The organism is Kitasatospora sp. NPDC056181 (assembly GCF_042266225.1).
GTDB lineage: Bacteria > Actinomycetota > Actinomycetes > Streptomycetales > Streptomycetaceae > Kitasatospora.
On record NZ_JBHJUK010000175.1, the window covers coordinates 1 to 15,371 of the forward strand.

The 15,371-nt window shown below is 73.3% G+C and carries 9 protein-coding genes; 2 read left to right on the plus strand and 7 right to left on the minus strand.

Translation table 11 applies throughout. The features are described 5' to 3' along the window. The 6 genes from ACFC1F_RS38165 to ACFC1F_RS38190 form a co-directional block, all read right to left on the minus strand. A partial coding sequence (locus ACFC1F_RS38165; RefSeq protein ID WP_376165554.1) for an amino acid adenylation domain-containing protein occupies window positions 1–4,616 on the minus strand: 4,616 nt, incomplete at its 3' end. 580 nt (window positions 4,617–5,196) lie between these two features. After that, window positions 5,197–6,498: a (3,5-dihydroxyphenyl)acetyl-CoA 1,2-dioxygenase DpgC gene (gene dpgC / locus ACFC1F_RS38170; RefSeq protein ID WP_376165563.1), complete on the minus strand. Its 1,302-nt coding sequence runs from the start codon at window positions 6,496–6,498 to the stop codon at window positions 5,197–5,199. A 128-nt stretch (window positions 6,499–6,626) separates the two neighbouring features. Beyond that, complete coding sequence (dpgB, locus tag ACFC1F_RS38175) at window positions 6,627–7,334, minus strand: enoyl-CoA-hydratase DpgB (RefSeq protein WP_376165556.1); 708 nt, start codon at window positions 7,332–7,334, stop codon at window positions 6,627–6,629. Window positions 7,335–7,345: 11 nt separating this feature from the next. Beyond that, entirely contained in the window at window positions 7,346–8,560 is a 1,215-nt protein-coding gene (gene dpgA, locus ACFC1F_RS38180) for a 3,5-dihydroxyphenylacetyl-CoA synthase DpgA (protein WP_209414268.1), read from the minus strand. Between the two features lie 237 nt (window positions 8,561–8,797). Continuing rightward, window positions 8,798–9,286 carry a ribose-5-phosphate isomerase gene (locus tag ACFC1F_RS38185; protein ID WP_148645153.1) on the minus strand — a complete coding sequence of 163 codons (489 nt, stop codon included), beginning with the start codon at window positions 9,284–9,286 and terminating at the stop codon, window positions 8,798–8,800. A 54-nt stretch (window positions 9,287–9,340) separates the two neighbouring features. After that, window positions 9,341–9,955: a biotin transporter BioY gene (locus ACFC1F_RS38190; RefSeq protein WP_209416577.1), complete on the minus strand. Its 615-nt coding sequence runs from the start codon at window positions 9,953–9,955 to the stop codon at window positions 9,341–9,343. 270 nt (window positions 9,956–10,225) lie between these two features. Between ACFC1F_RS38190 and ACFC1F_RS38195 the strand changes: the two genes are divergently transcribed. Next, complete coding sequence (locus ACFC1F_RS38195; protein WP_376165559.1) at window positions 10,226–11,644, plus strand: amino acid permease; 1,419 nt, start codon at window positions 10,226–10,228, stop codon at window positions 11,642–11,644. A 68-nt stretch (window positions 11,645–11,712) separates the two neighbouring features. Here ACFC1F_RS38195 and ACFC1F_RS38200 read toward each other — a convergent pair whose 3' ends face one another. Then, complete coding sequence (locus ACFC1F_RS38200; RefSeq protein WP_209416579.1) at window positions 11,713–12,345, minus strand: DsbA family protein; 633 nt, start codon at window positions 12,343–12,345, stop codon at window positions 11,713–11,715. Window positions 12,346–12,660: 315 nt separating this feature from the next. On the opposite strand from ACFC1F_RS38200, the gene pepN reads away from it, so the two are divergent. After that, entirely contained in the window at window positions 12,661–15,234 is a 2,574-nt protein-coding gene (gene pepN / locus ACFC1F_RS38205) for an aminopeptidase N (protein WP_376165561.1), read from the plus strand. Window positions 15,235–15,371 lie beyond the last annotated feature (137 nt).

Consider the following 15,371-nt stretch of genomic DNA (forward strand, 5'->3'; position numbering starts at 1 on the left):
CGCGCCTCGAACAACTCATGCGTCAACGACCCCGACAACACCTCCACCGACTCGTTCCACTCCACGAGCACCCGCCCACGGTCCACCTCACCGAGAACATCCACCGCACTCACCCGGGTCCCGGGATCGGCGGCCACCGCGTCCAGCACACGCGCCAGCCTGCACGCGAGCCGGTCCGCCGTCTCCGGGTCGAAGAGGTCCGCCGCCACGGTCACCGTGCCGCGCACCCCCGCCGGCGCACCCTCGGCGTCGAAGGCCTCACCCACCATGACGTCCAGGTCGAACTTGGCCACCGGCCGTTCCAGCGGCAGCGGTTCGACCGTGAGGCCGGGGAGGTCGAGGGTCGGCGCGACGGCGTCCCGGCCCTGTGCTGCCCCAGTGGTGCCCGCGACGGTGTTCAGCTTGGTGAGCACGGTCTGGAACAGGGGGTGGCGGGCCAGCGAGCGAGCCGGGGCCAGCTCCTCCACCAGCCGCTCGAACGGAACGTCCTGGTGCGCGAACGCCGCCAGCCCCGACTCCCGCACCCGCACCAACAGTTCGGCGAACGTCGGATCCCCCGACAGATCGGTCCGCAACACCAACGTGTTCACGAAGCAACCGACCAGATCGTCCAACGCCTCATCCGTCCGCCCGGCAATCGCCGAACCGATCGGAACATCCGTCCCCGCACCCAGACGCGACAACAGCACCGACAGCCCTGCCTGCAACACCATGAACAGCGTCACACCCTCGGCACGCGCCAACTCCACCAAGCTGGCGTGCAGTTCCGCGGGCAGCTCGAAGTCGGCGGTGTGGCCGCGGTGGCTCGCCACCGTCGGCCGCGGACGGTCGAAGGGCAGCTCCAGCTCCTCCGGCGCCCCCGCCAGAGCCTCACGCCAGTAAGCCACCTGACGCGACAGCGAGCTGTCGGGGTCGCCCTCCGCACCCAGCAGCTCGCGCTGCCACAGCGCGTAGTCCGCGTACTGCACCGGCAGCGCCGACCACGCCGGCGCAGCACCGCCCGCCAGCCGCGCCGCGTACGCGGTGGAGATGTCCCGCGCCAGCGGACCCATCGACCAACCGTCAGCAGCAACGTGATGAACCGTCAGCACGAGCACGTGCTCGTCCACGCCGACGGCAAGCAACCTGCCCCGCACCGGCACCTCGGCCGACAGGTCGAACGCGTACAGGGCCGCACGCTCCACCGCCCCGGACAGCTCCTCCGGCGCGACCTCCTCGACCGGCAGGTCCCACACCAACTCGTCCACACCCACGACCCGCTGGTACGGCTCACCACCCGACACTGCGAACACCGTGCGGAGCGCCTCGTGCCGTTCGACGACGTCGCGCAGCGCCTGCGACAGTGCCCTCCGGTCCAGCTCACCCGTCAGGCGGAGCACCATCGGGCTGTTGTAGGTGGCGCTCGGCCCCTCCAGTTGGCCGATGAACCAGAGCCGGCGCTGTGCGAACGACAGCGGGACGTGCTGGGGGCGTTGCCGCGCCGTCAGTGCGGTGCGGGCCGCGTGCGTACCGGAGAGCCTGGCCGCGAGGCCGGCCACCGTGGGCGCTTCGAAGACGGCGGCGATCTCGACCTCGACGCCGAGGACCGCGCGGATGCGGCTGACCAGGCGGGTGGCGAGCAGGGAGTGTCCGCCGAGGTCGAAGAAGTTGTCGTCGACGCCGACGGCGGGCACCGCGAGGACGTCGGCGAAGGCGGCGCAGAGGAGCTCCTCCTGCGCGGTGACGGGGCGACGGTCGGCCGTGGTGGCGTGCTCGGGCGCCGGGAGTGCGCGGCGGTCGACCTTGCCGTTGACGGTCAGCGGCAGCGCGTCCAGCACCACGACGGCGGAGGGCACCATGTACTCGGGGAGCCGGTTTCCTGCGAACTCCCGTACCGAGGTGGTGATTTCCTCGCCCGTATCGCCGCCGGGAACCACGTAGGCGACCAGCCGGCGGTCTCCCGGCGCGTCCTCGCGCACCATGACCGCGGCGTGCGTCACGCCCGGGTGGGCGGCCAGCACGGCCTCCACCTCGCCCGGCTCGATCCGGAAGCCCCGCACCTTGACCTGGTCGTCGGCGCGGCCGGCGAAGGCGAGCTGCCCGTCGGGCGTCCAGCGTGCCCGGTCGCCGCTGTGGTACATGCGGGTGCCGTCGGCGGCGAAGGGGTCGGCGACGAAGCGCTGGGCGGAGAGGCCCGGCCGGCCCAGGTAGCCGCGGGCGACGCCGGCTCCGGCGATGTACAGGTCCCCCAGGACGCCGGGTGCCACCGGTGCCAGCGACTCGTCCAGCACGTAGACCCGGACGTTGGGGTTGGGGCGGCCGATGTGGGGCCGGTCGCCGGGGGCGAGCGGGGTGGTCATGGTGGCGCAGACGGTCGCCTCGGTCGGCCCGTAGGCGTTGATCAGGCGCCGCCCGGGCGCCCAGCGCGCCACGAGGTCGGCGGGCAGCGCCTCGCCGGCCGAGATCAGGGTGGGGACCTGTGCCAGGTCCGCGGGGTCCAGGACGGCCAGGACTGCCGGGGGCAGGGTCACGTGCGTGACGCCGTGGCGGGCCATCACCTCGGCGAGCGCGGCCGAGGGCAGCAGGTCCTCCGCCGGCGCGACCACCAGGCCCGCGCCCGAGCAGAGTGCCATCAGCAGTTCCCAGCTGGCGGCGTCGAAGCCGACCGAGGCGAACTGCAGGACCCGGCTGTCCTGGTCGACCGCGCACCGCTCCCGTTGCACGGCGGCGAGGTTGGCGGCGCCCGCGTGGGTGAGCATGACGGCCTTGGGGGTTCCGGTGGAGCCGGAGGTGTAGATCACGTACGCGAGGGCGTCCGGGCCGAGGGGGACCGCGGGGTCGGTGGCCGGGGTCGCGGCCAGTTCGGCACGGACCCGGGCCGAGTCCACGGCCACCGTCAGAACGCGCCCCGACGGCAGTTCGTCGAGGATCTCCTCCTCGCCCAGCAGGGCGACCGCCCGGCTGTCGGCGAGCATGTACCGGATGCGTTCGGCCGGGTACTGCGGGTCGATCGGCAGGTAGGCGGCTCCGGCCTTCCAGGCGGCCAGCAGGGACACGACGAGGTCGGCGCCGCGGTGCTGGCAGACGGCGACGACGGACTCCGGTCCGACCCCGCGGGCGGCGAGAAGACGGGCGAGCCGGTTGGCCCGCTCGTCCAGCTCCGCGTACGACAGCCGCACCCCGTCGCCGATGACGGCCACGGCGTCGGGCCGGGCTGCCGCGTGGGCGGTGAACTGCTCCACGGCGGTGGCGGGCGGGAGCTCGAAGGCGGTGTCGTTCCACTCCACGAGCACGCGGTGGTGCTCGTCCTCGTCCAGCAGGTCGATCCGGCCGACGGTGTCGGTGGGCGCCGCGCCCACCAGCCAGTCCAGGACGCGCCGCAGCCTGCGGGCGACGTCCCCGGCCGGCGCCGCGTCGGGCAGGGAGGCGTTCACGTCGACGTCGAGCTGGACGCCGAAGGAGCCGCCGCGGTCGTAGACGTCGACGCGGGTGTGGTCGATCGGCCCGTTGGACAGGTTGTGCGCGGCGCCGACGCGGCAGTCGCCCAGGCTCTGCGGGTAGGCGAAGGACATGGCGTTGACGTGGATGCCGCACAGGGCGTCGCCGTCGGTCAGGTGCAGGTCCCGCAGCGTGTCCTCGTAGCGGTAGCGCTGGTGGCGCAGCCCCTCGCGGATGGTCCGGGCGGTCTGGCGGACGAGGTCCTCCAGGCTGGTCCGGGGCTCGATGCGCAGCCGCAGCGGCACGTTGTTGGAGGTCATGCCGGGGACGGCGAGCTCGCGGCGTCCCGTCCGGCCGGCGACGGGCAGGCCGACGACGACGTCGCGCTGCCCCGTGACGCGGTGGCGGTAGAGCGCCGCGGCGCAGATCATCAGGCCGGTGAGGCTGGTGCGCAGGCGGCGCGCGGCCGCTTTCAGGTCGGCGGCCTGGTCGGCGGTCAGGGCGGTGGTGTGGCGGACGAGCCGCTCCGGCAGCCGGTGGCCGCGTGTCCGGCGTGCGGTGCCCGCGTCCGTCACCTCGGGGAGGTCGGAGAGCACGCCCAGCCAGTACGCGCGGTCGCGGGCGAAGTCGGCCGACTCCCGGTACGCGCGGTCGGCGTCGAGGAGCACGGAGAGGGGCTCCAGTGGTGCGTCGTCGGGGTTCCGGCCGGCCAGGAGGAGGTCGTGGATCCGGGCGGCGCGGGTGGCGATCGTGGCGCCGGCCAGGCCGTCGGCGACCAGGTGGTGGTAGCCGAGGTACCAGAGGTGCAGGCCCGGGGCGAGGGTGAGCAGGGCGAAGGTGAACAGCGGACCGCCGGTGAGGTCGGCCGGCCGGGCGAGGCGCTCGCGCATCCAGGCCTCGGCGGCGGCGCGCGGGTCGGGTTCGGCGCTGAAGTCGACGACGTGGAGCGGCTGTTCGGGGGCGTCGCCGATGTACTGCCGGGGGGTGCCGGCGTCGACGCGGAACCGCAGGCGCAGGGTCTCGGCCTCGGCCGCGACCCGGCCGAGCGCCTCGGCGAAGAGGTCGACGTCCAGGTCGCCGTGGAGCTCCAGGTACTCGCCGATGTTGTAGGCCGGGTTCTCCGGCGCGAGCTGCTGTGCCTGCCAGACGCCGAGCTGACCGGCCGTCAGGTCCCGGAGTTCACCTTCGAATGCAGCCATTCCTGCGCACCCCAAACGTTTCGACTCGCCAGACTCGCCAACTGGTGGGAGCGGGCGTCGGCCGCCGTCTCGGCATGCCGATGTGCGCCCGGCTTCCAGGGAGTTGGTGCTGTGCTTCGGTGGTCAGCACCCTTAGCGCCGCCATCGGCGGCCTGCATCACGACTCGGAGGAGCCACACGTGTGCGGCCCGCCGCGGACGGGCGGGCCGCACGACCGTGGCCCAATCCTCTGTAATCACTGACTGTCGTACAACTGGTCGACTGCGGCGGTTGAACAACGCGCCGCGCTCCGCAAAGCCGCCCGCCCGTCGCGTACGCCCACCGCGCGGGCGGTGCGTACGGGACGAACGGGCGGTGCGTAAGGGACGGACGGATACGACGCACAACGGACGGACTCCGCGGACGGGCCGTACGGGACGGACGGGACGGACGGGACGGACGGGACGGACGGGACGGACGGGACGGACGGGACGGACGGGCACAACGCAGAACGGACGGACGGCAGAGGGTACGCACGGCCCCGTTTCCCCGGCCGCCCCAGCCGCCCCCGGCCGCCCGGGGCCGCCCTCCGGACGCGCGCCTACCCCTGCCGGTGGTCCTGTTCGACGGTGAAGCGGCCCACCTTGTGGATGACGTCGGCGCTGTAGAGCCGCAGCGCCTGCTGGAGCGCGAACTCCGCCATGTAGAGGCGGAACGCGTCCACCGGTTCCTCGGCGAGGTTGAGCATCCGCCGGTTGGCGACGACCGCCTGCCCGCGCAGGCGCTCCAGGCTCCGCTCGATCGCGAGGTCCAGCTCGTCGCTCTCGTGGACCTCGTCGACGAACAGCGCCGCCTGCGGTTCGTGCGCGTGGACGCGGCGGCCGCCGAGGATGACCTGACGGGCCAGGCGGGGCCCGGCGGCGCGGGTGAGGCGGAAGTTCGACGCGCCCGGCACGATCCCCTCCTTCGCGGCCGGCAGGCTGAGGTAGGAGTCGGCGGCGGCCAGCACGTGGTCGAAGACGAGCAGGAGCTGCGCGCCGCCCCCGATGGCGAAGCCGTCCACGGCGGCGACCCAGGGCTTCTCGACGGTGGCGGGGCGCCAGCCGGCGCCGTCGCCGACGAGGAGGCCGCGCAGGATCTTGTGGATGTAGCCGAGCTCGCGCCGCAGCAGGAAGTCGACCAGGGAGATCCCGCCGCCGTGCAGGGCCTTGAGGTTGATGCCGGCGCTGAAGACCCGTCGGCCCCGGTGGCGGGGGTGGGTCATCTCGCCGCCGCGCAGCAGACAGACCTCCACCTCGGGGTCCAGCAGCGCTAGGTCGACGGCGGTCTCCATGTCGTCGATCTGCTGGTTGTCCTCGGCGTTCAGCCGGTCGTGGCCGCACATGGTCAGCCGGGCGACGGCGCCGGTGCGCTCCAGCTGCACCGAGCCCAGGTCGGCGCGGCCGGTGGCGGTGAACAGTGGCAGCAGCTCCAGGGCCCGCGGGGTGGGGCGCAGCATCGCCTCGACCAGGTGTGCGCCCGCGGTGGGCGAGCGCAGGAGGTGGCTGAAGAAGAGCCCCTGGTCGATCTCGTGGCCTTCCTTCTCCGCCTGGGTCCTGGCGCGTTCGCCGGCCAGCTGGGCCGCGCTCGGCACCAGACCGGGGAAGGCCTCGGCGGCGGCGTCGGCGAGTTCGGCCAGGCGCAGGTGCAGCGTCCGGCCGGCGGTGAGTTCGTCGTGGACGGCGTCCACGTGGGTGCGGAGGAAGGCCTCGCGCAGGCTCCGGGTGGCGTCGACGGCCTCGGCCGCGGCGGCGCGCTGGGCGGTGGAGCGCTCCGGCGGGTCGGGCAGGATCGCCAGCAGGTCCTCGGTGTGGGCGGCGGCCGCGGCCAGTGCGGCGCGGGCGGTGGCGAGGTCGCCGCCCATGGTCCGCTGGTCGTCCTCGCGGGTCTGCGGGCGGGCGGGGGCGTCCCCGGGGCCGGGCGGGCGGGAGGCCTTCGGGGCCCCGGGGGTTCCCGGGTCGCCGGGGCCGGCCTCCGGGGGGCGGCGGGCGCTCATGAGGCGGCTCCGGCCGCGCGGCGCAGGGTCCGGTCGACGGCCGCGAGGTGGACGCCGAGGGCCTCCTCGAAGCTGGTGGTGGCGGCGTCGGCCATGAGCTGGCGTCGGAGGGCGAGTTCCGTGCCGCTGACGGCGCCGGCGCGCCGGGCGACGGTGGCCAGGGCGCCGGCGACGTCCTCGGTGAGCTCGTCGACCAGGTGCAGGGCGAGCGCGTCGGTGGCCTCCACCGGGGTGCCGAACAGGACGGCGCGCCGGATGGCGGCCGCGCTCGCGCCGTGCTGGGCGAGCCGGTACAGGGCCATGCCGGGCCAGGTCGCGCCGTCGCCGACGGGCACGACCAGGCGCACCGAGGCGGTGGCGATGCGGTAGTCGGCGGCGAGCATCGCGTCCAGGGCCGTGCCCCCGCAGTCGCCGTCGGCGAGGGCGATGGTGGTGGCGGGCAGCCGCTCCAGGCGGCGCAGTGCGCGTTCCCACTTGCTGACCAGCGACACCGTCAGCTCGCCGGTCCAGGTGCTCTCGGGGACGCCGCCGACCTGGAGGACGACCCTGCCGCGGCCGGCCCGGTCCTCCGCGGTGTCGCAGACGGCGGTGACCGCCGCGACGCTCTCGGGCGTCAGCGGCCTGGCGCCGTCGACGACCAGGGAGATGTCCTCGGGGCCCAGCCGGACGCCGGTGGTGTCCACCGTGCTTGTCTTCTCGCTCACCTGAGTCTCCATCACCATTGCAGCAGCGCGGTTTCGATCGTCGAGCCCGGTCCCATGGTCATCATGACGACGTGGTCGCCGGCCCTGGCGACGCCCTCCTGGAGCAGCCGCTGGTAGGAGAAGAGGAACGATCCGCTGGACAGGTTGCCGAAGTCGCGGAGCACGCCGGTGGTGTGCCGCACGTCGTGCCGGGTCAGTCCGAGGTTGACCCGCACCGCGTCGATGACCTTCTTGCCGCCGGAGTGCACCAGCCACTGGCCGATGTCGCTGCGGCGCAGGCCCGCGCCGTCCAGGAGGCGGTCGACGACCTGTTCGGCGTTGGCGCCCACGACGTAGGGCACGTGCGGGTCGAGGTAGAAGCTGAACTTGCCCTGGTCGTCGTCCCAGTCGTAGCGCATCGCGTCGATGGCCTCGGTGATCAGGTGGCTGGCGAAGCCGAGGATCCGCGGTCCTCCCGCGCCCGCCGGCACGTCGGCCGGGGCGCCGGCGGTGTCCGGCGGGTCGGCGACCAGCGCGATCGCGGCCGCGCCGTCCCCGAAGAGGCTGTTGACCACGGCGGTGCGCATCGTGGAGTCGATCACGTAGGCGGCCGAGCAGGCCTCGGCGCAGAGCAGCACCGCGACCTTGCCGGGGTTGGCGGTGGCCCACGAGGCGGTGGCGTTGAGGGCGTTGAGGCCGGCGTTGCAGCCCATGCCCACCACGTCGACCCTGCTGGTCCTGGGTGCGATGCCCATCTCGCGGATGAGGTGGGCGCTCAGGCCGGGGGTGAGGAAGCCGGTGGTGGTGGTGCAGCACAGGTAGTCGATGTCGTCGAGTTCGAGGCCGCTCTCGTCCAGGCAGGCCCGGACGGCCCTGGCGCCCATGTCCAGCGCCAGCCGCTTGTGCTTGGCGAGCAGCTCGCCCTGTGCCTCCGGCAGTACCGCGCCGTCGGCGTCCCGCGGGGGGACGGTGAGGTAACGGCGCTCGATCGCGCTGTTGAGGAAGACCGAGCGGACCCTCGGATCGGTGATCCGGAAGATGTCGAGCAGTTCCCGCTGCGCGTAGGACTGCCCGGTGTTGGCGGTGCCGACCCCGACGATCCGGGCGGCGCTGAGGGCCTGCTTGCTCTCGGGTGCCGGGGGCTCCAGCACCCCGACGTTCGAACGGCCCTGGCGGCCGGTCGTGCCCGGACGCGTCGTGCCCTCCGGTCGGCCGGGTCGGCCCGGGCGGCTGCTGCTGGCGGTCATCGGAACGTCCACCCCCACATACGGGTCTTGCTGCGGACACGGCGTACTACTGCCGACACGGCGGGTACCTCCGGCTCGGATCGGTGTGCGGGCTCTCTCGTGCGGGTCCCGGGGACGGATGCCGCGGGTTCCCTCGTGCGGTACGGGTCGGTACGGGGCGGGGCGGGGCGGGGCGGTACCGGGCGGGGGGGGGGGGGCCCCCCCGCCCCCCCGGCGGGAGGGTCGGACGGGGGTGGCTCAGCCCTGCTGCGGGTGGTGGGCCGGGATCGGCGGGAGCTCGCCGGTGGTCTCGTACTCGCTCAGCATGTCGATCCGGCGGGTGTGCCGCTCGTCGCCGCTGTACGGGGTGTTGAGGAAGACCTCGACGAACTTGACGGCCTCCTCCTCGGAGTGCATCCGGCCGCCGATGGAGATCACGTTGGCGTTGTTGTGCTCGCGGCCGAGCGAGGCGGTCTGCTCGCTCCAGGCCAGCGCGGCGCGCACGCCCTTGACCTTGTTGGCGGCGATCGCCTCGCCGTTGCCCGAGCCACCGATCACGATGCCCAGCGCCTGCGGGTCGGCGGCGGTGCGCTCGGCGGCCCGCAGGCAGAACGGCGGGTAGTCGTCGAGGGCGTCGTAGATGTGCGGGCCGCAGTCGACCGGCTCGTGGCCGGCCCCCTTCAGCCACTCCACGAGGTGGTTCTTCAGTTCGTATCCGGCATGGTCGGAGCCCAGGTAGACGCGCATGTCACGAGTGTGGCATGCGCGTGTACCCGGGCTGCGCAGGGGGCGGCGGCGGATTCAGCGGCGCCCGAGGAGCCGCCAGGCGAGCGGCAGGGCGCCGGCCGCCAGGGCCGCCTTCAGGGCGTCGCCGACCAGGTACGGGTAGAGGCCCAGCTCGGCGGCGCGGGCGAGCGGGACGTCCAGCGAGAAGGCCAGGTAGGGCACGCCGACGGCGTAGATGGCGAGGCTGCCGAGGACCATGGTGACGGCGGTGTTCACCGGGCTGCGGTCGGCGCCGCGGCGGGCCAGCGCGCCGGTCAGGGCGGCGGCCACGACGAAGCCGAGCACGTAGCCGAGCGAGGGCATCGACCAGCCGGAGGTGCCCTCGGCGAACCAGGGCAGGCCCGCCATGCCGGCCAGCAGGTAGAGCCCGAGCGAGGCGACGCCGCGGCGGGCGCCGAGCGCGGTGCCGACCAGCAGGGCGGCGAAGGTCTGGCCGGTGACCGGGACCGGCGAACCCGGGACGTTCACCGACAGCTGCGCGGCGAGGCCGGTGAGGGCGGCGCCGCCGGCCACCAGGGCGAGGTCGCGGGCCTGGGCGCCGAGCCGGGTGGACGCGGCGGGCAGCAGGTCGGCGAGGACGCCGCGGCTCAGTATCGGGGCGGTGGCGGTCGGGGTGCTGGCAGTGGCCATCGGGGCTTCCTCTGAAGATCAGGTGAGTGAACACCTGTGAACCTACGCGGTGATCGTCTCCGGCACCGCCAGGGAACCGGACAAAGCCCGGAAGCCCCTCCTTGTCGGTTCCGTCCCACCGGGAACGACGGAACGTGATGGATCAGGCCATTCTCCGTCACGATCCGGTCCGCATTCTGGGCCCGGACCGGACATTCTTGGCATGGACAGCGGCGCCCCCGGATATTGGGCAACTCGCACCGCAATCCGAACAGTCTGGATCCCCACCCCATGGCCCGTACCTCCGCGCCCCCGGCGCCCGGGACGACCTCCCCCGCCGGTTCCCCGGCCGGCGGCGGTCCCCAGCTCTCGCACGGTCTCAAGCAGCGCCACCTCTCGATGATCGCCCTGGGCGGGGTCATCGGCGCCGGCCTCTTCGTCGGCTCCGGCGCGGGCATCGCGGCGGCCGGACCCGCCATCATCCTGGCGTTCACCCTCTCCGGCCTGCTGGTCATGCTGATCATGCGGATGCTCGGCGAGATGTCGGCCGCCCGCCCGGCCTCCGGCTCGTTCTCGGTGCACGCCGAGAAGGAGCTCGGCACCTGGGCCGGGATCACCGCCGGCTGGATGTACTGGGTGATGCTCTGCTGCGGCGTCGCCGCCGAGGCCACCGCAGCCGGGAAGATCGTCAACGGGTGGGTCCCCGGCGTCTCCTCCTGGGTCTGGGTCGGCCTCTTCATGGTCTTCTTCTGCGCCAGCAACCTGACCGCCGTGAAGAACTTCGGCGAGTTCGAGTTCTGGTTCGCCGCGATCAAGGTCGCCGCGATCGTCGCCTTCCTGGTGCTCGGCGCGCTCGGCGTCGCGGGGGTGCTCGGCCCCGGCGCCCCCGGCACCACCAACCTCACCGGCCAGGGCGGCTTCCTGCCCAACGGCGTCAGCGGACTGATCGTCGGCCTGCTCGCCTCGGTCTTCGCCTACGGCGGCCTGGAGACGGTGACCATCGCCGCCGCCGAGTCCGACGACCCCCGGCGCAACGTCGCCAACGCGGTGCGCACGGCGGTCTGGCGGATCGCGATCTTCTACATCGGCTCGATGGCCCTCGTCGTCACCCTGGTCTCCTGGAAGGACCCGTCGGTCGTCGCGAACGGCCCGTACGTGACGGTCCTCCAGCACCTGGGCGTGCCCGGCGCCGGCACCATCATGGAGGCCGTGGTGCTGATCGCCCTGCTCTCCGCGATGAACGCCAACATCTACGGCTCCTCCCGGATGGCCTACTCCCTGGTCTCCCGCGGCCAGGGCCCCAAGGCGCTGGCCAAGGTCGGCGGCGGGGTGCCCCGCGCGGCCGTGCTCGCCTCCTGCCTGTTCGGCTTCGGCGCGGTGCTGGCCTCCAAGTTCTGGCCGGACACCGTCTTCACCTGGCTGATGAACACCACCGGCGTCGCCATCCTGGTGGTCTGGTTCTTCATCTGCGTCGTCCAGCTGAAGATGCGCCGCCGGCTGGAGCGCGAGTCGCCGGAGCTGCTCACCGTCCGGATGTGGGGCTACCCCTACCTGACCTGGGTCGCGATGGCCGCCGTGGTCGGCATCCTCGCGCTGATGACCACCACCGAGGGCAACCGCGAGCAGCTGTACGCGGCCGGTGTGCTGGTCGTGCTGCTCATCGGCGCGGGCCTGCTCAAGCAGCGCCGGGACGCCGCGCTCAACGGCTAGCGCACGCGCAGGGGCCCGGTACCGCATCGGTACCGGGCCCCTCGTGCTTCCTCAGCCCGCCACGGGCGTCACTCGAAGGACGGGCCGGCGGTGCGGGTGCGCTTGATCTCGTAGAAGCCCGGGGTGGAGGCGACCAGCAGGGTGCCGTCCCAGAGGCGGGCGGCGGCCTCGCCGCGCGGCGCCGGGGTGACCACCGGGCCGAAGAACGCGACCCGCTCGCCGTCCACGCCCTCGACCGCGATCACCGGGGTGCCGACGTCCTCGCCGACCAGGGTGATGCCCTCCTTGTGCGACGCGCGCAGGGCCTCGTCGTACGCGTCCGTACGGGCCGCGTCGGCCAGCTCGGCCGGCAGGCCCGCCGCGACCAGCGCCGCCTCGATCGTCTCGCGGTTCTGCGGCAGGCCCTGGTTGTGGAAGCGGGTGCCCAGCTCGGTGTAGAGGCGGCCGAGCACCTCGTCGCCCTCCTTCTCCGCGGCGGCGATGCAGACCCGGACCGCACCCCAGGCGTTGTCCAGCAGGGTGCGGTACTCCTGCGGGAGGTCCCGGTGCTCGTTCAGCACCGACAGGCTCATGACGTGCCACCGCACGTCGACCGGGCGCAGCTGCTGGACCTCGATCAGCCAGCGGGACGTCATCCAGGCCCAGGGACAGGCCGGGTCGAACCAGAAGTCGGCGGTCTTGCGGTCAGCGGCATTCGTCACGGCGGTGGTCCTTCGTCGGAGGTGGTGGTCGGGGACGGGGAGGAAGAGGTGCACCGGACCCCGTACGTTGCTTCCCCGACGCCAACACCCGCCCGACGCCGGTGATTCCGGCCCCGCGGCGCAGGTTGTGCAATGGTACCGGCGCCGGGGGCGTGAAAGGATGCCCCCGCAGCACCACAGCGCAGCACCGCAGAGCAGCACCACGGCTCCGCAGCGAGCACCACAGCGCAGCACCACAGTGCAGCACCGCAGAGCAGCACCCGACCGCAGCAGCGAAGACGCACCACCGTGCGTGCCGGACAAAGGAGTACCGCCGTGCCGGGCAAGAACCTGAGCCGCGACGAAGCCCAGCAGCGGGCCAGCATCCTGGCCGTGGACGGCTACCGGGTCCGGCTGGACGTGACCTCGGCCCCCGACCCGGCGGCCGCCACCTTCCGCTCCACCACGACCGTCGCCTTCCGCTGCGCCGAGCCCGGCGCCACGGCCTTCCTCGACCTGCTGGCCCCCACCGTCCGCTCGGTCACCCTGAACGGCCGCGCGCTCGACCCGGCCACCGCCTTCGACGGCGCCCGCGTCCACGTCGACGGCCTCGCCGCGGACAACGTCCTGGTGGTCGACGCCGACTGCGCGTACAGCCGCACCGGCGAGGGCCTGCACCGCTTCACCGACCCGGTCGACGGCGAGACCTACCTCTACACCCACTACGAGCCGGCCGACGCCCGCCGGGTGTTCGCCACCTTCGAGCAGCCCGACCTGAAGGCGCCGTTCTCCTTCACCGTCACCGCGCCCGCCGCCTGGGACGTCCGCTCCAACGCCGTGCACACCGAGGTCACCGACGAGGACGGCGCGCGCACCTGGGAGTTCGCGCCGACACAGCCGATCTCCACCTACCTCACCGCCGTCGTGGCCGGCCCGTACCACGTCGTCCGCGACCACTACAGCCGCACCCTCGCCGACGGCACCGTGCTGGAGATCCCGCTCGCCGCGCTGTGCCGCAGGTCGCTCGCCCCCTACTTCGACGCGGACGAGATCCTCGGCGTCACCAAGGCCGGGCTCGACTTCTTCCACGAGCAGTTCGACTACCCGTACCCCTTCGGCAAGTACGACCAGGCGTTCGTCCCCGAGTACAACATCGGCGCCATGGAGAACCCGGGCTGCGTGACCTTCCGCGAGGAGTTCGTCTTCCGCTCGAAGGTCACCGACGCCGCCTACGAGGGCCGGGCCAACGTCATCCTGCACGAGATGGCCCACATGTGGTTCGGCGACCTGGTCACCATGCGCTGGTGGGACGACCTGTGGCTGAAGGAGTCCTTCGCCGACTTCATGGGCTCCTACGGCTTGATCGGCGCCCGCACCCGCTACACCTCCGCCTGGGTCACCTTCGCCAACCAGCGCAAGGCCTGGGCCTACCGGCAGGACCAGTTCCCGACCACCCACCCGATCACCGCGGACATCCGGGACCTTGAGGACGCCAAGCTCAACTTCGACGGCATCACCTACGCCAAGGGCGCCTCGGTGCTCAAGCAGCTGGTGGCGTACGTCGGCTCGGAGGCCTTCTTCGAGGGCGCCCGCCGCTACTTCAAGCGGCACGCCTTCGGCAACACCGAGCTGGGGGACCTCCTGGGCGTCCTGGAGGAGACCAGCGGCCGCGACCTCACCGCCTGGGCCGCCGCCTGGCTGCAGACCGCCGGCGTCAACTCGCTCACCCCGCAGGTCACCGTCGACGCCGAGGGCCGCATCACCGAGCTCGCCGTCCTCCAGGACGCCGGCAACGGCGACGTGCTGCGCCCGCACCGGATCGCGGTCGGCCTCTACGACCGCGACGCCGACGGCGCGCTGGTGCGCACCGACCGCATCGAGCTGGACGTCACCGGCGCCGTCACCGTCGTCCACGCGGCCACCGGCCGCCCCCGGCCCGCCCTGGTGCTCCTCAACGACGACGACCTGACGTACTGCAAGATCCGCTTCGACGCGGAGTCGCTGGAGACGCTGCGCACCGGCCTCGGCGACATCCAGGACGAGCTGGCCCGGGCGCTCGCCTGGTCCGCCGTCTGGAACCTCACCCGGGACGGCCTGATGCCGGCCCGCGACTACGTCGCCCTGGTGCTGCGCTTCGCCGGCCAGGAGTCCAACATCGGCGTGCTGCAGTCGCTGCACGCCCAGGCCAAGGGCGCCGTCGACCTGTTCGCCGCCCCGGCCCGGCGCGGCGAGGGCGGCCGGCAGCTGGCCGACGGAGCGCTGCGCGAACTGCGCGCCGCCGCGCCCGGCAGCGACCACCAGCTCGCCTGGGCGCGCTTCCTGGCACAGACCGCCAACGGCTCCGAGCACCTCGGCCTGGTCCGCGGCCTGCTCGCCGGCACCGCCCGGATCGACGGCCTGGACGTCGACCAGGAGCTGCGCTGGTCGCTCTGGCTGGCGCTGGCCGCGGCCGGCCAGGCCTCCGACGAGGAGCTCGCCGGGGAGCTGGAGGCCGACAACACCGCCAGCGGCAGGCGCCAGTACACCCAGTGCCTGGCCGCCCGGCCGACCCCGGAGGCCAAGGCCGCCGCCTGGTCCGCCGTGATCGACTCGGACGAGCTGCCCAACGCGCTGGTCGAGGCGAACATCGCCGGCTTCGCACTGCCCGCGCACCGCGACCTCACCGCGCTGTACGCGGCGCCGTACTTCAAGCTGCTGGAGCGGGTCTGGTCCGAGCGGACCATCGAGATCGCGATGCGGATCGTCGGCGGTTTCTTCCCGCAGGCCGAGGTCAACGAGGCCACCCTGGCCGAGGCCGACACCTGGCTGGACGGCCACCCGGACGCGGCGCCGGCGCTGCGCCGACTGGTGCTGGAGCGCCGGGACGACCTGGCCCGGGCCCTGCGGGCGCAGGCCTGCGACGGGGTCTGATCCCCGCCCCGCCCGGACCGCGCAGGGCCCGCCGCGAGCGATCGGATACTGTTGGTGAATGTGACTGATCGGCTGCGGTGAGTGACGCCGGTCTTCGAGACTGTTCTCGGAGACCGGCGTTTGCTGTTGCGGGGTGT